Consider the following 23,039-nt stretch of genomic DNA (forward strand, 5'->3'; position numbering starts at 1 on the left):
CAAAATGATAGTGGCAAGTTTAAACTCACTATCGTTTTGAAAGCAACTGCTATTTGCGTGCTGTCGCATCGAAGAGAAAGCGCGGCGGCGGCCGGTGGCGGACCGCATCCACACCCAACACCCATCGAGGTCACCATGACTACCCAAAGCACCATCGGCGCATCCGCGCAGCCCGCCGGCACCCTGCCGGCGGCCAAGAAGAAAACCGGCCTGCTGAAGTACGCGGTCCTGGCCATCGTCGTGGTGGCCGCCGCCGCGTGGGCCATCCACTGGTTCGCCGTCGGCCGCTTCATCGAGAGCACCGACGACGCCTACGTCGGCGGTGACATCACGGTGATCGCGCCCAAGGTGGCCGGCAACATCGAGACCGTGCTGGTGAAAGACAACCAGGTCGTGCGCGCCGGCGAGCTGCTGGTGAAGCTGGACGACCGCGACTACCAGGCCGCGCTGGCCAAGGCCAGGGCCGCGGTGGCGGCGCAGGAAGCGGCGCTGGCCAACCTCGAGGCCGAGCGCAGGTTGCAGGATTCGGTGATCGAACAGGGCCGCGCGGGCGTTGCCGCCACCGCCGCCGAAACCACCCGCGCCCGCGACGACCAGGCGCGCTACCAGAGCCTGTCGGCCAAGGCGGCGGTCTCGGTGCAAAGCGCGCAGAAGGCCGACGCCGACTACAAGCAGGCCCAGGCCAACGGCCAGAAGGCGCAGGCCGCGCTCAACGCCGCGCAGCGCCAGCTGGACGTGATCGCTACCCAGAAGCTGCGCGCGCAGGCGGCGCTGCAGCAGGCCCAGGCCGAGAAGAACCTGGCCGAACTGAATCTCTCCTACACCGAACTGCGCGCGCCGGTCGACGGCGTCATCGGCAACCGCCGCGCGCGCGCCGGCGCCTACGCCAACGTCGGCGCCCAGCTGCTGTCGGTGGTGCCGGCGCAGGGCCTGTGGGTGGATGCCAATTTCAAGGAAAGCCAGATCGCCCACATGAAGGAAGGGCAGGCCGTGGTCATCAAGGCCGACGTGCTGCCGGGCGAGCAATTCCATGGCCACGTGCAGAGCCTGGCCCCGGCCACCGGCGCCCAGTTCAGCGTGCTGCCGGCGGAGAACGCCACCGGCAACTTCACCAAGATCGTCCAGCGCGTGCCGGTGCGGGTGGCGCTTGACGGCGAGAGCGGGCGCCTGGGCAAGCTGCGCCCGGGGCTGTCGGTGACCGCCGACATCGACCTGCGCGCCGGCCGGAGCTGAGCATGAGCGCCGTCACCGCAGGCGCGCCGGCCGCGCCCAGGCCAGCACCCGCTCCGGCGGCCGGTCCGCTGGAGCTCACCACGCAGCAGCGCGTGCTGGCGTTTGCCACCATGTGCGTGGGCATGTTCATCGCGCTGCTGGATATCCAGATCGTCTCGGCCTCGCTGGCCGATATCGGCGGCGGCCTGTCGGCCGGCGCCGACGAGACCGCCTGGGTGCAGACCAGCTACCTGATCGCCGAGATCATCGTCATTCCGCTGTCGGGCTGGCTGGCGCGGGTGATGTCCACGCGCTGGCTGTTCTCGGCCTCGGCGGTCGGCTTCACGCTGGCCAGCCTGCTGTGCGGCCTGGCCTGGGACATCAACAGCATGATCGCCTTTCGCGCGCTGCAGGGCTTCCTCGGCGGCTCCATGATCCCGATGGTGTTCACCTCGGCTTTCTTCTACTTCCAGGGCAACCAGCGCGTGCTGGCCGCGGCCACCGTGGGTGCGCTGGCCTCGCTGGCGCCGACCATGGGACCGACCATCGGCGGCTGGATCACCAGCAACTATTCGTGGCACTGGCTGTTCTTCATCAACCTGGTGCCGGGCGCCTTCGTCGCCATCGTGGTGCCCATCATGGTGAAGATCGACAAGCCCGACCTGTCGCTGCTGCGCGGCGCCGACTACCTCGGCATGGTGCTGCTGGCGGTCTCGCTGGGTTGCCTGGAATACGCGCTGGAAGAAGGTCCGCGCTACGGCTGGATGGGCGACGACGTGATCCGCGTCACCGCATGGATCTCCATCCTCTGCGGCATCGCCTTCGTCTGGCGCAGCCTCACCTTCGCGCATCCGGTGGTCGACCTGCGCGCGCTGAAGAAACTCAACTTCGCGCTCGGCTGCTTCTTCTCCTTCGTCACCGGCATCGGCCTGTTCGCCACCATCTACCTGACGCCGGTGTTCCTGGCGCGCGTGCGTGGTTATTCGGCGCTGGACATCGGCCTGGCGATCTTCTCCACCGGCATCTTCCAGATCATGGCGATTCCGTTCTACATGATGCTGGCGCGCCGGGTCGACCTGCGCTGGCTGATGATGTTCGGGCTGGGCTGCTTCACGTTCTCGATGTGGCAATTCACGCCCATCACGCACGACTGGGGTTGGTATGAGCTGTTGGTGCCGCAGGCCTTCCGCGGTTTCTCGCAGCAGTTCGCGGTGGCGCCGGTGGTGACGCTGACGCTGGGATCGATTCCGCCGGAACGCCTGAAGCTGGCCTCGGGTTTGTTCAACCTGATGCGCAACCTGGGCGGCGCCATCGGCATCGCGGTGTGCGGCACCATCCTGAACGACCGCACCAACCTGCACTTCCTGCGCCTGGCCGAACATCTCAACGCCGGCAACGAAGCCATGCAGGACATGCTGCGCAACGGCGCCGCCAACCTGCAGGCATCCGGCCTGGACATGGGCGCCAACAGCGCCGGCGCGCTGCGCAACCTGGCGCGCCTGACGCTGCGCGAGGCGCAGACGCAAGCGGTGGCGGATGCCTTCTTCGTCATCATGCTGTGCCTGCTGGTGGCCACCGTCATGGTGCCGCTGATGCGCAAGGTGGAAGCCCCCAAGGCGCCGTCGCCGGACGCGCACTAGGCACCCGGCGCGCTCCACCTCGTGAGCAGCGCCGGAAAGCAAAACGGGATGGCCAATGCCATCCCGTTTTCGTTGTGGTCGACGCAGTGCGCAGGTCAGCTCAATTCAGCGCCTCCAGGCACAAGGCAATGCCCTGGCCGCCGCCGATGCACAGCGACACCACCGCGCGCCTGCCGCCGGTGCGGCGCAGCGCATGTACCGCCTTGGTGATCAGCACCGCGCCGGTGGCGCCGATCGGGTGGCCGTGCGCGATCGCGCCGCCGTCGACGTTGTAGCGGTCATCGGCGATCTTCAGCTCCGACTGCACCGCCAGCGCGATGGCGGCGAAGGCTTCGTTCACCTCGAAACGGTCGACCGAGCCGATGTCCCAGCCGGCGCGCGCCAACGCCGTGCGGATGGCGGGGATCGGGCCGAGGCCGAAATAGCCCGGCTCGACGCCGGCCACGGCCACGCCGCGGATCACGGCCATGGCATCCAGTCCCAGCTGCTCCGCGGTGCCGCGCGCGCTGACGAACATTGCCGCCGCGCCGGCGTTCACGCCCGGCGCATTGCCGGCGGTGATGCTGCCCTCGGGGCGGAAGGCCGGTTTCAGGCGCGCCAGCGTTTCCACCGTGGTGTCGGGCCGCACGGCCTCGTCGCGCGCAAAAGAGATCTCGCCCTTCCTGCCCTTGATCAGCAGCGGCGCCACTTCCGTATCGAAATGCCCGGCCGCCTGCGCCGCCGCGAAGCGCTGCTGGCTGCGCGCGGCGTAGGCGTCCTGGTCGCCGCGGCTTAAGCCGAACTTCGCCACCAGGTCTTCGGTGTGCCAGCCGGAGTGCTTGCCGGAGAAGGCGTCGTTCAAGCCGTCCAGCAGTATCGCGTCGACCACCGGCGCATCGCCCATGCGCGCGCCGGCGCGCATCGTCGGCAGCAGGTAGGGCGCGCGTTCCATGTTTTCCATACCGCCGGCCACCACCAGCGTGGCCAGCCCGGCGCGGATGTCGGCGTAGGCGTTGACCACCGCCTGCGCGCCCGAGCCGCAGACGCGGTTGACCGTCAGCGCCGGCACCTCGACCGCCAGGCCGCCGTGGATGGCCGCCTGGCGCGCCGGGTTCATGGCGTTGCCGGCCTGGATCACGTTGCCCAGCACCACGTTGTCGACCTTGCCGGCGATGCCGGGTCCGCCGCGTTCCAGCAATGCCTGCACGGCATGCGCACCCAGCGCGACCGCCGGGGTGTCCTTCAGGCTGCCGCCGAAGGCGCCGATGGCGGTGCGCACCGGCGAGCTGATGACGATGTCCTGTTCCATGTCTTTCCTTTCGAGAGAAAGCGCCGGCCCGGCCGGCGCGAAGCCAGACGTGTCAGCTTAGGCAGTTAACTTGCAATATGCAAGTTGGTAGTTTTACTGCTCTTTCCGCGAAAGAACCCTCAGGTCAGCCTCGCGCCAGCTTGCGATCGGCCGACCAGTCGCCGCCGCCATGCGCGGCGAAGAACAGCGCCAAAAACAGCATCAGCACCGGATACTCGATGCCGCGGTCTATCCACGGCCAGGTCGGCCCCAGGATGTAGCTGATCGCGGTCATCTGCAGCGCCATCAGCAGGGCCACCGGGCGCGTGAGCAGGCCGGCGGCCAGCATCAGTCCGCCCACGCCTTCCAGCAGCGCGACCAGCAGGCCCAGCAGCGGCGCGGCCGGCAGGTGCAGCACGCTGTCGATGAGCTTGACCGAGGCCGCCATGGGGTCGGCCATCGAACCGTGCGAGGTGCCCAGCAGCTTGGGCAGGCCGTGGGTGAACATGATCAGACCGAAGGCCGCGCGCAGCAGCGCGGCGGCCGCCCGTTCCAGTCCGGCGTGGCGGCCCGCCAGCAGGGCCGCGGGGAGGGCGCGCTCAGACATAGCCGCCGTTGGCGCGCAACACCTGCGAGTTGATCCACGCGCCGTCCGGGCCGCACAGGAAGGACACCACGCGCGCGATGTCCTCCGGCTCGCCCAGCCGCTCCAGCGGCGCCAGCTTGCGCAGGTGCTCGACCTGGGCTTCGCTCTTGCCGTTGAAGAACAGCTCGGTCGCCACCGGCCCCGGCGCCACCGCGTTGACGGTGATCTCGCGTCCGCGCAGCTCGGCCGCGGTGATCTTCACCAGCGCCTCGACGCCGGCCTTGGACGCCACGTAGGGGCCGTAGGTCGGGAACGCCATGCCCAGCACCGAGGTCGAGACGGCGATGATGCGCCCGCCCTTTTCCACATGCTGCGCCGCCTGCGCCAGCACGTTGAACGCGCCGCGCAGGTTGACGGCGATGGTCTTGTCGAAGACGGCCAGCGTGTCCGGCTTGATCGGCGCGTTGACCATCACGCCGGCGCTGTTGACCACCACGTCGACGCGGCCGAAGGCCTTCCTGGCGGCCTCGAACAGGCGCGCCATATCGTCCGGATCGGCGACGTCGCCGCGGATCGCCTCGGCCACGCCGCCGCGTTGGCGGATCTCGGCCACCAGCTCGTCGGCCTGCTGGTGATTGCTGGCGTAATTGACAACAATGGCGAAGCCGTCTTCAGCCAGCCGCAGTGCGATGGCGTGGCCGATGCCGCGCGACGCGCCTGTCACGATGGCGCTTTTTCGTATATCGTTCATGAGGGTTTCCTTTCCTTGCTGTTGGGTTTGCCCGCGAATGCGGCGGGGACGACAAGGAAATTATCGGAGCGGGACGGGACTTGCGGAAGGCCGCGAGCGGCCAAAACAGTATTCAACCAGCCACAACAATCGACATGGACAGACTGGAGTCGTACCGCCTCTTCACGCTCATCGTGAACCTCGGCAGCTTCACCAGGGCCGCCGGCATCCTCAATATCCCGCGCGCCTCCGCCACCCATGTGATGAAGGCGCTGGAAGAGCGGCTGGGCACGCGCCTGCTGGAGCGCACCACGCGCAACGTCCAGCCCACGCCCGACGGCCGCAAGTTCTACGAGCGCTGCTGCCGCATCCTGGCCGAGGTGGAAGATGCCGAGGCCGCCATGGACAGCAGCGCCGCCGCGCTGGCGGGATCCTTGCGCATCGGCCTGCACGGCACGCATGCGCGGCTGGTGATCCTGCCGCGGCTGGCCGAGTTCCACGCGCGCCATCCCAACATCGACATCAACATCAGCGCCGGCGACCGGCTGGTGGACCTGGTGGGCGAGGGCATCGACTGCGTGGTGCGCATCGGCGTGCCGCGCGACTCTTCGCTGGTGGCGCGGCCGCTGGCGGTGGTCAGCGAAATCGTCGCCGCCAGCCCGGCCTACCTGGCGCGGTTCGGCACGCCCCGGAAGCTGGAAGACCTGGAGCACCATCTCGCCGTCGGGTTCTTCTCGCGCAACCACGACATCCGCTATCCCTTCGTCTTCGCCGACGGCAACCAGACGCGCGAGATCAAGGTGCCCGGCTGGATCGCCGTCGACACCGCCGACTGCTACAAGCAGGCCGCGTTGCAGGGCTTCGGCCTGATCCAGGTGCCGCGCTTCGGCATCGCCGAACACCTCGACAGCGGCGCGCTGGTCGAGGTGCTGGCCGGCTTTTCCGCGCCGCGCGTGCCGGTGCTGGCGCTCTACCCGCAGCACAGCCAGCAGCCGCCGCGCGTGCGGCTGTTCATCGACTGGTTGGCGGAGATCTACAAGGATTATTTCGGCGGCTGAATGCCTGCCGTTGCGGCGGGAGCCGGGTCGGCGTTCGGCCCGGCGTTGGGATTCTTGCGCAGCTTCTTGAACTGTTCCGGCATCCACGGCCGCAGCGCCAGGATCATCGCGCTGCCGTTGCGCTGCACGAGCGGCAAGGCCAGGTCCTGGTGGTGCGCAGCGAGGAATTCGGCGGACAGGCGGTTCATCGCCCGCTGGATGGCGGCATTGCTGTCGTCGGACAGCGTGCCGCTGACCATGATCATCTTCTCGCCGGGGCGGTCGAAGTGCGAGTTGAAGAAATCGTTGCGCAGCTGGTCGCGGAAATACTGCTGGATCGGACCGCCGGGCAGCCAGGTGAAATCGGGCGAGACTCGCACGCGGATGCGGTTGTTGGGCATCAGGTCGAGGATGCCAAGCTTGTCCAGCCGCGCCAGCTGGACGATGCACTCATGTTCTGAAATCGCGAAGGTTTGCACCATCTCTTCCAGCGACCACTGATGCAGCGCATGCACCGCCACCAGCAACAGCAGCGGATCGGCCACCAGTTTCTTTTCCTGTTCGACGGTGAGGCGCGTGGGCACCGGCTCTTCGCTGGAGATCATGCGCGCCAGATCGCTGATCTGCATGCCGAGAAAGGTACAGATCTGGTCCAGCCGCTCCAGCGTGAAGCTGCGCTCGGCAAAGACCCGCTTGATGCTGGCCTCGCTCAGCGACAGTCCCTTGGACAGCTGGGCATAGGTGATGCCGCGCGCCTTGAGCACGTTCTTCAATGCATTGACCAATGATTCCGCTTGGGCCACGTCTTCCCCTTCCATTTTCTGGTTTTTCCCGGCCGGTATTGTATTTCGATACCGGATACGTCGGAAAGCGCGCCTCGGGATGAAACGCTCAACAATGCCGCGGCCCCTTGTTACATTGCGCCTCGCTGGCTCGCCATGGTGGCGCGGCCAGCGATACACAGATCAAGGAGCACAAAAAAATGAAAGCCAACTTCCTGCGTCGCGCATTTCTCGTTCTGGCCGTCAGCGTCGCTTTGCTGGCCGGCCCGGTCCATGCCCAGTCCACTCCCAGCAATGCATCGGCGGTGTCGGTGGCGGTCTCGGTCCTGGTGCCGGCCGCATTCATCTCCGAGGGCGGAAAATACGTGGTCAAGGGTGTGCAGGCATCGGGCGAAGGCACCGTCTATGTGCTGGAGAAGATCAGCGACGGCGTGCGCGGCTCCCTCACCATCGCCGGTAACGTCAGCGGTGCGGCATCGGTGGGTGTGGGCGCATCGGTCACGTTTGTTGCCACCGCGTCCGGCACGCTGATGGTGTCGGCCGGCAAGGTGCTGGCGATCATCCCCAACGAATTTGGCCGTGCGCTCCTGAAGAGCGACAAGCTGTCCTGATCGGAGCCCGGGCATGACTACCTTTTTCTCCGTATGCCGCCGACTGCGCACGGCCGCTGCCTTTGCCCTCGTGCTGGCCCTGCCGGCGGCGGCCCATGCCGGGCAGGCCTGTGAGGCCAGGGAGCCGAGCGAGTCCGCGATCCGCAATGAGCTCGACATGGCCGTCAAGACCGTCGACAAGCTCAACGCCAGCGGCGCCGAACTGGTGATGATCGGCCGCGTCGGCCAGGACCTGAGCAAATACGGCCAGCGCTATTCGCATCTGGCCTACGCCTACCGCGACGGCGACAACTGGTTCGTGGTGCACAAGCTCAACGAGTGCGGCACCGCGGTCAGCAATATCTATGAACAGGGGCTTGGTCAGTTCTTCATGGACGACCCATTCCAGCTGGAAGCCTACGTCGCCATTCCCCGGCCCGGGATACAGAAGAAGCTGCGCGAGGCGATTCGCCGTGAACAGGCCACGGCCATGCATGAGCCGCACTACAACATGCTGGCTTACCCCTGGGCGACGCGTTACCAGCAATCCAACCAGTGGGTGAACGAAACCCTGGCCCATGCGCTGGAACCGCAGATCATCTCCCGCGAGCAGGCCCAGGCCTGGCTCAAGTTCAAGGGCTATGAGCCGGACGTGCTCAAGCTCGGACCGATGACGCGGCTGGGCGGCCGCATGTTCAAAGCCAACATCGCCTTCGACGATCATCCGAACGACAAGCGCTTTGCCGATAGAATCGAGACCACCACGGCCGATTCGGTGTTCGCCTTCCTGCAGAAGGCGGGCCTGGAAGACAGCCATTTCGTGATCCGCCCCTGATGCCATGCCTTTAGCCCGTATTTCCTGTTTCTTAGCCTTGCCGGTGCTTGTCTTCCTGTCATCGCCGGCAAGTGCTGCGGGCGATCCTGTCGCCGGTCGCGCGGCGTTTGCCAAATGCGCCAGCTGCCACCAGGTCGGCCCCTCGGCGCGCGCCGGCTTCGGGCCGCAGCTGTACCAGGTGATAGGCCGCAAGGCCGGGTCCACCGGCGACTACAAGTATTCGCCGGCGATGGCCAATGCCGGCTTCGTCTGGAGCGAGGACAAACTGCGCGCGTTCATGAAAGCGCCCAGCGAGGTGGTGCCGGGCAACAGGATGCGTTTCTGGGGGATCGGCAGCGATCGCCAGATCGACGACATCCTGGCCTATCTACGCAACGTCAAATAGCAACGAAAACTCAGCCGAACGGCGGCAATCCCATACGCCGCCGCGCCAGGTGGATGGAGCCGTTGCGCACCGCCCAGCGCATCGGCGCGGCGGCCACCGCCACCGAGCGGCGCAGCAGTTCGCTGCGCGCCGGCGAGCGTTGCGTCACGCCCAGCATCTCCTGCGCCCAGTCGGGCAGGAGGTCGACGCCGGCGCGCATCATCAGGCGCGTCCACGGCACCGCCAGCGCGTTCGGGGAGGGCGCGTTCAATACCAGTTCCAGGGTCTTCAGGGTGCGCTGGTCGCAGACCAGCTGCGGGCGCATGGTCTCGATGTAGTCTTCGATTCCCGTGCGCGAACGCGGCACGTCCTGCGCGCCCAGCGCTTCGGCCACGCGCGCGATCTCCGCGAAGTAGCGGTCCTGGTCGGCCGCCGAAAAGTCCGGATTGCGATAGCGCAGGTAGCCGCGCAGGAAGCAGCTGACCTCGGCCGCATGCACCCAGGTCAGCAGTTGCGGGTCGCTGGCCGCATAGGGCTGGCCGTCGGGGCCGACGCCGCTGATGCCGGCGTGGATGCGTCTGACATGCGCGATGAAGCGTTCGGCGTCGGCGCGGCTGCCGAAGGTGGTGCCGGCGATGAACTGGGCGGTGCGACGCAGGCGGCCCAGCATGTCGGCCTGGAAGTTGGAGTGGTCCCACACGCCGGCCAGCGGCAGCGGGTGCAACATCTGCAGCAGCAGAGCGGCCACGCCGCCGGTGAGCATGGCGGTGAAGTCGCTGTGCACCTGCCAGGCTGCCGAGTCGGGACCGAACAGGCCGGGGTCGCCGGGCGGATTGAGGAAGTCGGCGCTGCCGGGCGGGCGGCTGATGGCGAGCACGCTGGCTTCGATGCGGGTACGCAGGAATTCCATGTCGAAAGCGGTGGGCAATGGGCGTTGAGAGGAGACGGCTGGCAGTGTGCCACAGCCTCCGTCATCATGCCGGAGGCTGCTCAGGGCGGCGTCAGTTCGGCGCGCAGGCGCTCCAGTTCCATTTCCAGGGCGGCGCGCAGGCTGTCGCGCGCGATCGCATGGATGAGCAATTCGGGACTGCCATCGTCGTCGGCATCGATGTCGAGGATGACGCCGTTGCAGGCGTAGCTGCCGCCGGCGAAGACGCCGCGCTCCTGCGCCGGTTGGGCGTGGCCGTCCGGCCTTTTCGCACGGGCCAGCAATCCGGCTGCGGCACGCTCGAAATCGCCCGTGGCGCTGCCCACCAGGTGTTCCCCGAGCCTGAGCGAAAGCCGGAAGATCGCCTCTTGCAGCGGCGACCGGTAGGCCTGCAGCAGCAGGCCGGGCGCCAGCGGGCCGAGCTCGATGTCCACATGGCTGTCCGACCATCCGCGACGCAGCGCGCCGGCCGCCAGCAGGCTATCGACCAGCGCCTGCTCCCCGAGGGGAACATCGACGGCGACGTCGACCCGCACCGCGAAGCGCGGCACCGTCGGCACGTCTGCCGTAGCCGTCGCCAGGGCGCCGTTATCGGCCAGGCCCTTTTGCACGGCACCCCGCAGTTGTTCCAGCGTGGCGACGTTGACCAGCAGTCCCCGGCCGGCGCGTTCGCCGTCGGGTAGTACGTGCAGGCAGGCGCCGTGGCGCACGTAGCGGGCGCCGGCCAATTGTCCGTCGTCGAGATGCGGCGCATCGGCCGCGTCCGGAGCCAGCGCCGCCAGCAGCGCCCGCTCCACCTGCGCCGGCGTGCCGCGCGCCTGCAGCAATACCTGGCCGCTGCCGTCGTCGCCGTAGTGCAGCACGGCTTCCAGTTCGGCGTCCGGCGCGTCGCCGGTGCGACGGGTTTGCAGCCGCGGCTCGCGCATGGCGGCGACGATCGGTTCGTTGGTCAGCAGATGGCGCCGCCCGGGCGGCAAGGCGGTGGACGGCATGGTCGACCCCTTGCCGTCCAGCCTGCGGTTCACCCACTCCAGCAGGGCGATGAGCGTGTCCAGCAGCCCGAGGATGGCCAGGTAGGGCAACCGCAGTACGGCGCGGGCAAGTACGACAGGCAGGCGGGATGGTTTCATCGGGCGGTGACGGTGAGGATGACGGATACGACCGGCAGCTCTGCCGCAGGTTCCGGCGCCAATCTTCGCACGGGGTGAGAATGATCTAACTGACATTTCTGTCAGAAAAAATTCCCTGCAACAAGCCGTCGGGCGGGGGTGTGCGCCGCTACAATAGCCGACGCCGGGCGGCTCTCCACCAAGAAAAACAGGCAAGGCCGCTGCAATAAAAAAGCATCGAGCATCACCGTAATCAGGGAGCGCGGCCAGTCGCCCGGGGAAGTCGCGACGGGCCGCGCATGACAGAAAGCAAAGCGGGAGAAGCGGCCTTGGGGGCCGCATGCGCGGCGCCGCCACGGGGGCCGCGCCTTTGTCATCCTGCCTCACAGAGGTAGCAGTTCATGAACATGGTCGCGCTGGCCTTGCGCCGCCCGTACACCTTCATCGTCATGGCGATGCTAATCGTGCTCGCCACGCCGTTGACGCTGCTCAACATGGCAACGGACATCTTCCCCGAGATCAACATCCCGGTGGTCAGCATCATCTGGAACTACAACGGCCTGTCGGCGCAGGAAATGGGTGCGCGCATCGCCGCCCAGAACGAGCGCGGGCTGACCACGGTGGTCAGCGACATCGAGCACATCGAGTCGCAGTCGCTGGCCGGGGTGTCGGTGATCAAGGTGTTCTTCCAGCCCAAGGCCAACATCCAGCAGGCCATCGCCCAGGTGGTGGCCTCGGTGCAGTCGCAGATCCGCCAGCTGCCGCCGGGCATCACGCCGCCGCTGGTGATCAAGTATTCCGCCTCCAGCATTCCGGTGATGCAGCTGGCGCTGTCTTCGCCCACGCTGCCCGAGCAGGCCGTGTTCGACGCCGCCGTGCAGACGTTGCGTCCACAGCTGATCACCATTCCCGGCGTGGCCGTGCCTTATCCCTACGGCGGCAAGACCCGCCTGATCTCGGTCGACCTCGACACCCAGGCCATGCAGGCGCGCGGCCTGGCGCCGATCGACGTGGTCAACGCGGTCAACACCCAGAACCTGATCCTGCCGTCGGGCACCGCCAAGTTCGGCGCCACCGAATACACCGTGAAGATGAACGGCTCGCCCGAAGCGGTGGCCGGCCTGAACGAGCTGCCGGTGCGCACCGCCAACGGCGCCACCATCTACCTGAAGGATGTGGCCAACGTGCGCGACGGCTTCTCGCCGCAGACCAACGTGGTGCGCCAGGACGGCGCGCGCGGCGTGCTGCTGTCGATCCTGAAGAACGGCGGCGCCTCCACGCTGGACATCGTCTCCAACCTGCGCAAGATGCTGCCGCAGGCGCAGCAGACCCTGCCGGAAGACGTCAAGATCACGCCGCTGTTCGACCAGTCGCTGTTCGTCAAGGCGGCGGTCGCCGGCGTCATCAGCGAGGCGCTGATCGCCGCCGGCCTGACCGCGGCGATGGTGCTGCTGTTCCTGGGCAACTGGCGCAGCACGCTGATCATCGCGCTGACGATCCCGCTGTCCATCATGGCCGCCATCGTGGTGCTGGCGGCGCTGGGCGAGACGCTCAACCTGATGACGCTGGGCGGCCTGGCGCTCTCGGTGGGTATCCTGGTCGACCAGGCCATCGTGACGATCGAGAACATCGAACGCCACATGCACCTGGGCAAGCCCTTGCATGACTCCATCATCGTCGGCGCCGGCGAGATCGGCGTGCCGGCCTTCGTCTCCACGCTGTGCATCTGCATCGTGTTCGTGCCGATGTTCTTCCTCTCCGGCGTGGCGCGCTTCCTGTTCGTGCCGCTGGCCGAGGCGGTGGTGTTCGCGATGATCGCCTCCTACATCCTCTCGCGCACCCTGGTGCCGACGCTGGTGATGCTGCTGATGGGCAGCCACGGACAGGTCGACGGCGCCAAAAAGAGCCTGCTGCAGCGCGTCTACCTGGCCTTCGACAACCGCTTCGAGCACGTGCGCCGCGGCTACACGCTGGTGCTGTCCTCGCTGCTGTCGCACCGCCGGCGTTTCGCGCTGGGCTTCCTCGGCTTCTGCCTCTTGTCCTGCCTGCTGTTCCCCTTCCTCGGCCGCGACTTCTTCCCCAATGTCGACGGCGGCCAGATCCGCCTGCACATGCGCACGCCCACCGGCACCCGCATCGAGGAAACCGCGCGCACCGCCGACGAGGTCGAGCGCGTCATCCGCACCCTGATCCCGTCCAGCGAGCTGGAGACCATCCTCGACAACCTCGGCGTGCCCAACTCCGGCATCAACCTCTCCTACAGCAACGCCGGCACCATCGGCACGCTGGACGGCGAGCTGCTGATGGCCTTGAAGGAAGGCCACCGGCCCACCGAAGAGCTGGTGGCGCTGCTGCGCGCCGAGCTGCCCAAGCGCTTCCCGGGCGTGGAGTTCTTCTTCCAGCCGGCCGACATCGTCACGCAGATCCTCAACTTCGGCCTGCCGGCGGCGATCGACGTGCAGTTCACCGGCAACAACATGGAGGCCAACGCCCAGCTGGCCGCCGAACTGACCAAGCAGATCAGGCAGATCCCGGGCGCCGTCGACGCCCACGTGCACCAGCGCCTGGACGGCCCGGCGCTGGACCTGCGCATGGACCGCACGCGCTTGCAGCAGTTCGGCCTGTCGGCGTCCAACGTCGGCCAGAACCTGCTGATCGCGCTGTCGGGATCCTCGCAGACGCAGCCGGCCTTCTGGCTCAACCCGAACAACGGCGTGGTCTACAACATCGCGGTGCAGTCGCCGCAATACACCGTCGATTCGCTGGATGCGCTGCTCAACATCCCGGTCGGCGCCGGCGCCAACGCCGCGGCCAATGCCGGCTTGTCCAACGCCAACACGCAGCTGCTGGGCAACCTGGTGGATGTGCGCGCCGGACGCCAGATGGCGATCGCCTCGCGCTACAACATCTCGCCGGCGGTGGACGTGTTCGTCAGCGTGCAGGGCACCGACCTGGCCACCGTGGCCGGCAAGGTGGAGAAGCTGGTCGAAGAGATGAAGCCCAGGCTGCCGCGCGGCAGCCAGATCGCCATCCGCGGCCAGGTCGAGACCATGAAGTCGTCCTTCATCGGCCTGGGCGTGGGCCTGGCCATGGCCATCGTGCTGGTCTACCTGCTGGTGGTGGTCAACTTCCAGTCGTGGATCGACGCGGCCATCATCATCGCCGCGCTGCCGGCTGCGCTGGCCGGCATCGCCTGGATGCTGTTCATCACCGGCACCACGCTGTCGGTGCCGGCGCTGACCGGCGCCATCATGACCATGGGCGTGGCCACGGCCAACAGTATTCTGATCGTGGCCTTCGCGCGCCAGCGCCGGGAAGAGGGCGCCACGCCGCTGGCCGCCGCCCTGGAGTCCGGCGCCACCCGCATCCGCCCGGTGCTGATGACGGCGCTGGCGATGATCATCGGCATGATCCCCATGGCCCTGGGCCTGGGCGAGGGCGCCGAACAGAATGCGCCGCTGGGGCGCGCGGTGATCGGGGGCCTCTTGTTCGCCACCGTATCGACGCTGTTTTTCGTGCCGGTGGTGTTCGCCGGCGTGCATCAGAGACTGGCCCGCCGGGCGGAGCGACGCGGGTCGCATCTTCCGCCGGCAGCACACGCGCAACAGGAGAGTTGAATCATGTCGCAAGAACGTCATTCCGAACTGGGCATCCATCCGTTGCCCGATGAAGCCGACCTGGCCAAACGCCGTCAGATGACGCGCCGCGCCAAGCTGGTGCTGCTGGTGGTGCTGGTGGTATTGGCCGCGGGCGCGGCCCGCACCGTGGTCAGCCGCGTGGCCAATGCGCGCGAGCTGGAAGCCGGCACCGCCGAGCGCGCCAAGACCTTCGTGCGCGTGACCGAGGCCAGGAGCAGCGCCGACGGCCAGACCCTGGCGTTGCCGGGCACGCTGCAGGGCTTCGTGCAGTCGCCGATCGCCGCGCGCTCCGGCGGCTACCTGAAGCGCTGGTACAAGGACATCGGCAGCGAAGTGAAGAAGGGTGAGCTGCTGGCCGAGCTGGACACGCCGGAAATCGACCAGCAGCTGTCGCAGGCCGTGGCCGCGCGCGCCCAGGCCGCCTCCAGCATGGAACTGGCCAAGAGCTCGATGGCCCGCTGGGAAGCGCTGCGCAAGAAGGACGCCGTCTCGCAGCAGGAACTCGACGAACGCCGCAGCGCCTACGCGCAGGCCAACTCCAACCTCGCCGCGGCCGAAGCCAACGTCGAGCGCCTGCGCCAGGTGGAAGGCTTCAAACGCATCGTCGCGCCCTTCTCCGGCATCATCACCCGCCGCAACGTGGACGTGGGCGACCTGATCGACCCGGGCGCCGGCCGCGCGCTGTTCGTGCTGTCGCAGACCGATCCGCTGCGGGTCTACGTGAACGTGCCGCAGTCCTATGCCAACCTGGTCAAGCCGGGCCAGAAGGTGGTCGTCACCCAGGCCGAGCTGCGCGGCCGCAAGTTCGAAGGCAAGGTCGCGCGCACCGCCGGCTCCATCGATCCGGCCACGCGCTCGATGCAGATCGAGGTCAGCCTGCCCAACGCCGACAACGTGCTGCTGCCGGGCGCCTTCGTGCAGGTGGCGCTGCCGCTCAAGCCCAGCGGCACGCTGCTGGTCTCGGCCGATACGCTGATGTTCCGCCGCGACGGCTCGCTGGTGGCGGCGGTGGATGAGCAGAACAAGGTGCGCCTGAAGAAGGTGCAGGTCGGTCGCAACTTCGGCCTGACGGTAGAGGTGCTGGACGGCCTGTCGGGCAACGAGAAGCTGATCCTCAATCCGTCCGACTCGCTGGCCGAGGGCGACCAGGTTGAGCCGACCATGGAGAAGAAGGACGGCGGCAAGAAAGAAGGTGACGCCGACAAGAAGAAGGCCGCATCGTGACCCCCCGCCGCACGCTGAGCGCGCTGGCCTGCGCGCTGGTGCTGGCCGGCTGCGCCACCGGTCCCGACTATCGCAAGCCGCAGGTCGACATGCCCGCGGCCTGGACGCCGGAGGCGCCGTGGCGCCCCATGCAGCCGCAGGACGCCATCGCGCGTGGCCCCTGGTGGGAGCGCTTCGGCGACGCCCAGCTCAACGCGCTGCAGCAGCAGGCGCTGGCCGGCAACCAGACGCTGGCGATCGCCTCGGCGCGCCTGTCGCAGGCGCGCGCGCAGCTCGACGTGGTTTCCGCCGGGCAGTATCCGCAGGCCAGCATCGGCGCGCGCGCATCGCGCCTGCGCATCTCGGGCAACCGTCCGCTGACCAATTACAACTCGCCCAACTACGCCACGGTGCAGAACGATTTCGCGCTGGGCCTGAACGTGAGCTATGAGCTCGACCTGTTCGGCCGCGTGAAGCGTTCGGTGGAAGGCGCGGCGGCGTCGGCCGAGCAGTCGGCCGCCGACTTCGAGAACACCCGCCTGCTGCTGAGCGCGGAGCTGGCCAGCAACTACTTCAACCTGCGCGAACTGGACATCGAGCTGGACGTGGTCACGCGCGCCATCGCGCTGCAGCGTCGCGCCCTCGAGCTGGCCACCTCGCGCCATGACCTGGGCGCCACCTCGGGACTGGACGTGGCCCAGCAGCAGGCGCTGCTGGACAACACGCTGACCCAGGTCGACATCCTCGGCAAGCAGCGCGCGCAGTACGAGCACGCCATCGCCACGCTGACCGGCACGCCGGCGCCGCAATTCTCCATCGCGCCGTCGACGGCGGCGATCGCGTTCCCCGCGATCCCGCTGGGCGTGCCCTCGGACGTGCTGGAACGTCGTCCCGACATCGCCTCGGCCGAGCGCGCCATGGCCGCGGCCAACGCGCAGATCGGCGTGGCCAGTGCGGCCTTCTATCCCAGCCTGATGCTGCAGCCGTCCTACGGCGTCGACAGCCGCAACTGGGGCTCGCTGTTCAACGCGCCCAGCGTGCTGTGGTCGCTGGGCGTGTCGGCCACGCAAAGCCTGTTCGACGCCGGTCGCCTGCGCGCCGGCGTGGACTTCACCAAGGGCGGCTACGAAGCCGCCGTCGCCACCTACAAGCGCACCGTGCTGACGGCCATGCAGGAGGTCGAAGACGGCATCACCGGCATCGCCTCGCTGGACCGCGCCTACGCCCAGTCGCAATCGGCCATCGCCAGCGCGCGGCGCGTGCTGGATCTCGCCAACAGCCGCTACGACGGCGGCGTCACGCCGTATCTCGACGTGATCACGGCGCAGCAGTCGCTGTTGAACAGCGAGCGCCAGGCGGCGCAGCTGATGGGCCAGCGACTGCTGACTTCGGTGTTCCTGATCAAGGCGCTGGGCGGCGATTGGCATGAGCGGCGCGATGCGCCGTCGCAGGCCGGCCCGGTGGCAGAACCGGGCAAGCCGGACGCCAGCTGAAGCGGGTGCAATACTTGTCGGCGGGATAATTTTCCTGCGCTGCGGGAGGCCTTGCGAGAGCGCTTGTTGGTGCAATGGCAAGACCTCCTCACCACCGATTCTGACGGCGTCGACAGCAAGCTGTCATCAAGCTGTCAACGTGCGGGAAATCGCCCCGCCCAAGAGGCCAAATGCCGCGTAAACCCCCGCGTGCTCGGCAATATGGAGCCATCGATGTCTGCCTAGAATGTTGCTAGCCCCAACCACGCAACAGAGAAACCGAGGTAGCCATGAAGTGGTTCTATAACTTGAAGATAGCCCGAAAGTTGATTCTTTCCTTCGCCGCCGTGATCGTCCTCACGGTGATCCTGGGCGTGTTCGCCATCAAGCAGTTGAAGGAGGTCAACCAGGCGTCGACTGACATCGCCACCAACTGGCTGCCGACCATCAAGGCCGCGCAGACGATCCAGGCGTCGCTGCCGCGCATGCGCATTTCCGAACTGCAGATGGTCACCGCCAACCAGGACGCCGACCGCGCGGATGCCGACAAGGCCATCAAGTCCAGGCTGGAGATCCTGGCCAAGCAGCGCGCCAGCTACGAGTCGCAGATTTCCGAGCCGGAAGAAAAAGCCATCTACGAGCAGTTCTCCAAGACCTTCGCCGCCTACGTCGAGGTCGACAAGCAGCTCAAGGCGCTGGCGATGGACGGCAAGGAAGAGGAAGCGCGCACGCTGTTCAAGGGCGAATCCAACAAGCTGTTCCGCACGATGAACGAGCAGCTCGACGGCATCGTCAAGGTCAACGAAGCGGGCAGCGCGCGCTCCGACCAGACCGCCGAAGACATGTACCAGTCCGCCAAGCTGTGGATCGCGGTGCTGCTGGCGGCCATCGTGGTGATCGCCTTCGGCCTGGCCGTGGCGGTGGCGCGCATCGTCTCCCGGCCGTTGAACGACGCGGTGGAAGTGGCGCAGCGCGTGGCCCAGGGCGACCTGACCGTGCAGATCCGCGCCACCAGCAATGACGAGACCGGCATGCTGATGCATTCGCTCAAGGCCATGAACGACAGCCTGCAGAAGATCGTCGGCGAAGTGCGCACCGGCACCGACACCATCACCAACGCCTCGCAGGAAATCGCCACCGGCAACCTCGACCTGTCCTCACGCACCGAGCAGCAGGCCGGCTCGCTGGAAGAGACCGCCTCGGCCATGGAAGAACTGACCTCCACCGTCAAGCAGAACGCCGACAACGCGCGCCAGGCCAATCAATTGGCGGTGTCCGCCTCCGAGATCGCCAGCCAGGGCGGCGAAGTGGTGGGCCAGGTGGTGCAGACCATGGAAGGCATCACCGAGAGCTCGCGCCGCATCGCCGACATCATCAGCGTGATCGACGGCATCGCGTTCCAGACCAACATCCTGGCGCTGAACGCGGCGGTGGAAGCCGCCCGCGCCGGCGAGCAGGGCCGCGGCTTCGCGGTGGTCGCTTCCGAAGTGCGTTCGCTGGCCCAGCGCTCGGCGGCCGCCGCCAAGGAAATCAAGGAGCTCATCGACGACTCCGTGGAGAAGGTCGGCGCCGGCAGCCAGCTGGTGGAACGCGCCGGCACCACCATGACCGAAGTGGTGGCCAGCGTGAAGCGCGTGACCGACATCGTCGGCGAGATCACCGCCGCCAGCCACGAGCAGAGCACCGGCATCGAAGAGATCAACCGCGCCATCACCCAGATGGACGAAGTCACGCAGCAGAACGCCGCGCTGGTGGAAGAAGCCGCCGCCGCCGCGCAGTCGCTGCAGGACCAGGCCGGCAAATTGCAGGATGTGGTCAGCGTGTTCAAGATCGTGCGCTGATCCCCTCGCATTGCCAACGAAAAAGGCCCGCACCGGAAACGGTGCGGGCCTTTTCATTTGTGCCGGGCCGCCGTGTGCAGGCCGGCCTCGCTAGTCGGGCTTGGGCAGCTCGAAGCTGTAACCCACTCCATACACCGCCTGGATCGCGTTATGCCCCGGGAAGCATGGCTCCAGCTTGCGCCGCAGGTTCTTGATGTGGGTGTCGATGGCGCGGTCGGTGACCGAGCGGTATTCGTCGTGCAGGTGGTTGAGCAGCTGTTCGCGCGAGAACACCTGGCCGGGCGCCGAGGCGAAGGTCTTCAGCAGGCGGAACTCCAGCGGCGTCAGGTTCAGCATCTCGCCGCGCACGCTGGCCTGGTGGCGCACGTCGTCGATCTGCAGCGGCGAGGCCAGCGACGGCGCGACGGCTTCGCCTGCGGCGCGCTGCAGGTGGCTGTTCCGGCGCAGCATCGATTTGACGCGGGCGACGATTTCGCGCGGGGAGAACGGCGCCTTGCAGATGTAGTCGTCGGCGCCCAGCTCCAGCCCGCGCAGGCGGTCTTCCTCTTCGGCGCGCGCGGTCAGCATCAGCACCGGCACGTCCGAAAAACCGCGCAGCTGGCGGCACACCTCCCAGCCGTCCATGCCCGGCAGCATGATGTCGAGCAGCACCAGGTCAGGTCGCTTCTCGCGCACCGCCGGCACCGCCTCATCGCCGCGCGCCACATGGCGCGAGGCATAGCCGGCGGCGGCCAGATATTTTTGCAGCAGCTCGGCCAGCTTGGGTTCGTCTTCGACGATCAGGATGTCGGCGCTGGCCGGCGCCTCGAACTGGAACTGCTCGCTCATGCCGGCGTCTCCAGCGGCGCCGCGAACCCGGCCGGCAGCGTCACCGTGATGCGCAGGCCGCCCAGCGGCGAGGCTTCGGCCACGATGCTGCCTTGATGCGCCTCGACGATGCGGCGGCAGATCGCCAGTCCCAGCCCGGCGCCGCCGCTGGCGCGGTTGCGCGAGGCCTCGACCCGGAAGAAGCGCTCGAACAGGCGCGCCAGCGCCGGTCCGTCCACGCCCGGCGCGCTGTCGTCGAAGACCAGCTTCCATTGCTGCTGCTCGAGCCGGCAGCGCAATTCCAGCCGGCCACCGGCGTCGGTGTAGCGCAGGCTGTTCTCGAACAGGTTGCTGAACAGCTGCTGCAGGCGCGCGCCGTCGGCATGCAGCGGCATGGCCTCGGGCAGCTGCGCCGACAGCGCCAGGCCGCGCTTGCGGAAACGCTCCTCACAGCTCTGCACGGCGTCGCGCAGCAGCGGCGCGAGGTCGAGGTCGGCCTTGCGATAGGCCAGCGCGCCGGCATCGGCCAGCGACAGGTCGTAGAGGTCGCCGACCAGCTTGTTCAGGTGTTCGACCTCGCTCTTCAACGAACGGATGGTGTGCTCGTCCGGTTGCAGCAGGCCATCTTCCAGCGCCTCGAGCTGGCCGTTGAGGATGCCCAGCGGCGTGCGCAGCTCGTGCGAGACATCGGCCATGAACTCGCGCCGCAGCTTTTCGTTGCGCTCCAGCGCCATGGCCAGCTGGTTGAAGTCCTGCGCCAGGCGGCCGACCTCGTCGCCGGATTCGATCTCCACCCGCGTGCTGTAGTCGCCGCCGGCCAGCCGATGAGTGGCGCGCGCCACCCGCGTCAGCGGCTGCAGCAGCACACCGGAGATGCGCACCACCATGAACGCGGCCAGCATGATGGCCACCACCGCGATGATGATCTGCGCCAGGAACTGGCTCTGCTGGAAGCGCAGGTCGACCGCGCCGATCACGCTCTCGAACGGGGTTTGCGCGACCCAGCCGACGATGGCGTCGTCCAGCAGGATGGGGCGCAGCCGCGCGTCCGGGCCGACGTTGGGATAGCCGATGACGAACTTGCGGTTGGCGTCCAGCAGCGAGAAGCGCAGCGTGGCGCCGGTCAGGTCGGAGGGGGTGAAGGTGGGGCCGACGGCGGCGCCGCTGTGTTCCACGATGGCCGGCTTCATCAGCTCGAACCAGGTGCGCGGATTGCCGCGGATGAATTCCCAGCTGCCGTGCTCGCGGTAGGCCTGCTCCACGCGCGGCACCATGTCTTCCATGCGCTGCTGCGCCTGTTCGTTCAGGTAGCCGAGGAAGTCGCGGTTGAAGATGTAGTGGCCGGCGCCGTTGATGGCCACGATCAGCACCACGATCAGCGCCAGCATGGCGTAGAAGAGCTTCAGGCGGATGTTGGCCCGGTAGAAGAAGCGGTCGGTGAGGTCCGCGATCGGATGGACGGGAAACTTGGGCACGGCGATGGTCGGGGAAAGCGCCCGCATGCGCGGGAAAGCCGCCAGCTTATCAAGATAAGCCGCGCCGGTGGCCGCTTGTTGTAAATGAGGCTTTGCTCAATTTTCCTCCACATTTGGTTTTTAAGATGGCCGATCCAATAGCTCATTACGCCCGGGCTTTGTCAGAGTAGCAAGCAAAGGAACGGGCAGAAAGTCGACGACGATGCCCAACAAGAACACTTCATCCGGTTCCACGCATTCCTTTGCCATGCCCGCGCGCCTGCTGATGGCGCTGACCCTGGCGGTGGCCCTGGCGGCCTGCTCCAAGTCCGGCAACCAGCCGCCCGCGCAGGGCCAGGCCGAGATCGGCTACGTGGTGGTCAAGGCCCAGCGCCAGGCCGTCACCACCGAGTTGCCCGGCCGCACCACCGCCTACCTGGCCGCCGACATCCGCCCGCAGGTCGGCGGTATCATCCAGAAGCGCTTGTTCAAGGAAGGCGCCAATGTGAAGGCCGGTCAGCCGCTGTACCAGATCGATCCCGCCAGCTACCAGGCCGCCTATGACAGCGCCAAGGCCTCGCTGCTGAAGGCCGAGGCCACGCTGGCCTCGTCGAAGCTGAAAGCCCAGCGCTACGCCGAACTGGACAAGATCGACGCCGTCTCCAAGCAGGACAACGACGACGCCCAGAGCACGCTGCGCCAGAACGAGGCCGATGTGGCCGTGCAGAAGGCCGCGGTGAAGACCGCCGCCATCAACCTCGAATACACGAAGATCCTGTCGCCGATCTCGGGCCGCATCGAAAAATCCACCGTCACGCCGGGCGCGCTGGTCACCGCCAGCCAGACCACGGCGCTGACCACGGTGCAGAAGATCGACCCGATCTACGTCGACGTCACCCAGTCCACCGTGGACCTGCTGCGCCTGAAGCGCGAACTGGCCAGCGGCCAGATTAAGAAGAGCGGCGAGAACGCGGCCCAGGTCAAGATCCTGCTGGAAGACGGCTCGACCTACGACCGCACCGGCAAGCTTGAATTCGCCGGCCTGTCGGTCGACACCGGCACCGGCATGATCACCCTGCGCGCCGTGGTGCCCAACCCCGACGGCGTGCTGCTGCCCGGATCCTACGTGCGCGCGGTGCTGGAAGAAGGCGTGGACGACCACGCCCTGTTGGTGCCGCAAAAGGCCGTCAGCCGCGACCAGACCGGCGCGGCCACCGCGCTGGTGGTGGGCGCCGACGGCAAGGTGCAGCAGCGCCTGCTGAGCGTGGCGCGCGCCGTGGGCAACAACTGGTGGGTCACCAAGGGCCTGGCCGAAGGCGACAAGCTGATCGTCGACGGCCTGCAGAAGGTGCGCACCGGCGACACCCCGCGCGCCATCGACGTCACCGAGAGCCTGAAGAAGGACCTCGCGCGCGAAGCCGCCGCGGCGGCCGCCGATCCCTCGCTGGGCGGCGGCGCCAAGAACGGCGACGATGCCGACAGCGGCAGCACCGGCAGCAGCGGCGCGGCCAACACCGCCGCCGGCGCGAAGTAAGGAGCGCACC

19 protein-coding genes are annotated in these 23,039 nt (G+C 67.5%); 11 read left to right on the top strand and 8 right to left on the bottom strand.

From position 1 onward, the window contains the following. The first annotated feature begins 135 nt into the window (after nucleotides 1-135). Both CEJ42_RS14290 and CEJ42_RS14295 read left to right on the top strand, forming a co-directional pair. The gene (locus CEJ42_RS14290; RefSeq protein WP_088751522.1) at nucleotides 136-1,233 is read left to right on the top strand and encodes an HlyD family secretion protein; all 1,098 of its coding nucleotides are present in this window, start codon (nucleotides 136-138) and stop codon (nucleotides 1,231-1,233) included. Between the two features lie 2 nt (nucleotides 1,234-1,235). Then, the gene (locus CEJ42_RS14295) at nucleotides 1,236-2,852 is read left to right on the top strand and encodes a DHA2 family efflux MFS transporter permease subunit (RefSeq protein ID WP_088751523.1); all 1,617 of its coding nucleotides are present in this window, start codon (nucleotides 1,236-1,238) and stop codon (nucleotides 2,850-2,852) included. A 100-nt stretch (nucleotides 2,853-2,952) separates the two neighbouring features. Here the strand turns inward: CEJ42_RS14295 and CEJ42_RS14300 are convergent, their stop codons facing one another. The 3 genes from CEJ42_RS14300 to CEJ42_RS14310 form a co-directional block, all read right to left on the bottom strand. Next, nucleotides 2,953-4,140 (bottom strand): thiolase family protein, encoded by a 1,188-nt coding sequence (locus CEJ42_RS14300; RefSeq protein WP_079217610.1) that lies wholly within the window; start codon nucleotides 4,138-4,140, stop codon nucleotides 2,953-2,955. 124 nt (nucleotides 4,141-4,264) lie between these two features. After that, a complete protein-coding gene (locus CEJ42_RS14305; protein WP_088751524.1) occupies nucleotides 4,265-4,726 on the bottom strand; it encodes a DoxX family protein in 462 nt (153 codons plus the stop codon). Beyond that, nucleotides 4,719-5,456 carry an SDR family oxidoreductase gene (locus CEJ42_RS14310; RefSeq protein WP_088751525.1) on the bottom strand — a complete coding sequence of 246 codons (738 nt, stop codon included), beginning with the start codon at nucleotides 5,454-5,456 and terminating at the stop codon, nucleotides 4,719-4,721. Before CEJ42_RS14310 ends, CEJ42_RS14305 begins: the two co-directional genes overlap by 8 nt. Nucleotides 5,457-5,590: 134 nt before the next feature. Here CEJ42_RS14310 and CEJ42_RS14315 point away from each other — a divergent pair, with 134 nt between their 5' ends. After that, nucleotides 5,591-6,493: a LysR family transcriptional regulator gene (locus tag CEJ42_RS14315; RefSeq protein ID WP_088751526.1), complete on the top strand. Its 903-nt coding sequence runs from the start codon at nucleotides 5,591-5,593 to the stop codon at nucleotides 6,491-6,493. Here CEJ42_RS14315 and CEJ42_RS14320 read toward each other — a convergent pair. Next, the gene (locus CEJ42_RS14320; RefSeq protein ID WP_088751666.1) at nucleotides 6,478-7,275 is read right to left on the bottom strand and encodes a helix-turn-helix domain-containing protein; all 798 of its coding nucleotides are present in this window, start codon (nucleotides 7,273-7,275) and stop codon (nucleotides 6,478-6,480) included. The genes CEJ42_RS14315 and CEJ42_RS14320 overlap by 16 nt on opposite strands. 179 nt (nucleotides 7,276-7,454) lie before the next feature. Here CEJ42_RS14320 and CEJ42_RS14325 point away from each other — a divergent pair, with 179 nt between their 5' ends. From CEJ42_RS14325 to CEJ42_RS14335, 3 genes are read left to right on the top strand one after another with little or no spacing between them, the layout of a single operon-like run. Beyond that, nucleotides 7,455-7,865, top strand: a complete 411-nt coding sequence (locus CEJ42_RS14325; RefSeq protein ID WP_088751527.1) for a hypothetical protein — start codon at nucleotides 7,455-7,457, stop codon at nucleotides 7,863-7,865. A 13-nt stretch (nucleotides 7,866-7,878) separates the two neighbouring features. Then, complete coding sequence (locus tag CEJ42_RS14330; protein WP_088751528.1) at nucleotides 7,879-8,679, top strand: DUF2145 domain-containing protein; 801 nt, start codon at nucleotides 7,879-7,881, stop codon at nucleotides 8,677-8,679. A gap of 4 nt (nucleotides 8,680-8,683) precedes the next feature. After that, a complete protein-coding gene (locus CEJ42_RS14335) occupies nucleotides 8,684-9,064 on the top strand; it encodes a c-type cytochrome (protein ID WP_088751529.1) in 381 nt (126 codons plus the stop codon). A gap of 10 nt (nucleotides 9,065-9,074) precedes the next feature. Here the strand turns inward: CEJ42_RS14335 and CEJ42_RS14340 are convergent, their stop codons facing one another. Both CEJ42_RS14340 and CEJ42_RS14345 read right to left on the bottom strand, forming a co-directional pair. Continuing rightward, on the bottom strand, nucleotides 9,075-9,953 hold the full coding sequence (locus tag CEJ42_RS14340; protein WP_088751667.1) for an oxygenase MpaB family protein: 879 nt from the start codon (nucleotides 9,951-9,953) through the stop codon (nucleotides 9,075-9,077). 80 nt (nucleotides 9,954-10,033) lie between these two features. Continuing rightward, nucleotides 10,034-11,101 carry a hypothetical protein gene (locus CEJ42_RS14345; RefSeq protein ID WP_129587731.1) on the bottom strand — a complete coding sequence of 356 codons (1,068 nt, stop codon included), beginning with the start codon at nucleotides 11,099-11,101 and terminating at the stop codon, nucleotides 10,034-10,036. Between the two features lie 380 nt (nucleotides 11,102-11,481). On the opposite strand from CEJ42_RS14345, the gene CEJ42_RS14350 reads away from it, so the two are divergent. From CEJ42_RS14350 to CEJ42_RS14365, 4 genes are all read left to right on the top strand, one after another. Next, nucleotides 11,482-14,697 carry an efflux RND transporter permease subunit gene (locus CEJ42_RS14350; protein WP_079217616.1) on the top strand — a complete coding sequence of 1,072 codons (3,216 nt, stop codon included), beginning with the start codon at nucleotides 11,482-11,484 and terminating at the stop codon, nucleotides 14,695-14,697. A 3-nt stretch (nucleotides 14,698-14,700) separates the two neighbouring features. Then, entirely contained in the window at nucleotides 14,701-15,942 is a 1,242-nt protein-coding gene (locus CEJ42_RS14355; protein WP_079217617.1) for an efflux RND transporter periplasmic adaptor subunit, read from the top strand. Then, a complete protein-coding gene (locus tag CEJ42_RS14360) occupies nucleotides 15,936-17,414 on the top strand; it encodes an efflux transporter outer membrane subunit (RefSeq protein ID WP_088751531.1) in 1,479 nt (492 codons plus the stop codon). The genes CEJ42_RS14355 and CEJ42_RS14360 overlap by 7 nt, the downstream gene beginning before the upstream one ends. A gap of 269 nt (nucleotides 17,415-17,683) precedes the next feature. Beyond that, complete coding sequence (locus tag CEJ42_RS14365; protein ID WP_088751532.1) at nucleotides 17,684-19,234, top strand: methyl-accepting chemotaxis protein; 1,551 nt, start codon at nucleotides 17,684-17,686, stop codon at nucleotides 19,232-19,234. 90 nt (nucleotides 19,235-19,324) lie between these two features. Here CEJ42_RS14365 and CEJ42_RS14370 read toward each other — a convergent pair whose 3' ends face one another. Next, a complete protein-coding gene (locus CEJ42_RS14370; RefSeq protein ID WP_088751533.1) occupies nucleotides 19,325-20,062 on the bottom strand; it encodes a response regulator in 738 nt (245 codons plus the stop codon). After that, a complete protein-coding gene (locus tag CEJ42_RS14375; RefSeq protein ID WP_088751534.1) occupies nucleotides 20,059-21,543 on the bottom strand; it encodes an ATP-binding protein in 1,485 nt (494 codons plus the stop codon). The genes CEJ42_RS14370 and CEJ42_RS14375 overlap by 4 nt, the downstream gene beginning before the upstream one ends. 175 nt (nucleotides 21,544-21,718) lie before the next feature. Here CEJ42_RS14375 and CEJ42_RS14380 point away from each other — a divergent pair, with 175 nt between their 5' ends. Then, complete coding sequence (locus CEJ42_RS14380) at nucleotides 21,719-23,029, top strand: efflux RND transporter periplasmic adaptor subunit (RefSeq protein WP_088751535.1); 1,311 nt, start codon at nucleotides 21,719-21,721, stop codon at nucleotides 23,027-23,029. Nucleotides 23,030-23,039 lie beyond the last annotated feature (10 nt).

This window comes from Herbaspirillum robiniae (assembly GCF_002213415.1).
Lineage (GTDB): Bacteria > Pseudomonadota > Gammaproteobacteria > Burkholderiales > Burkholderiaceae_D > Herbaspirillum > Herbaspirillum robiniae.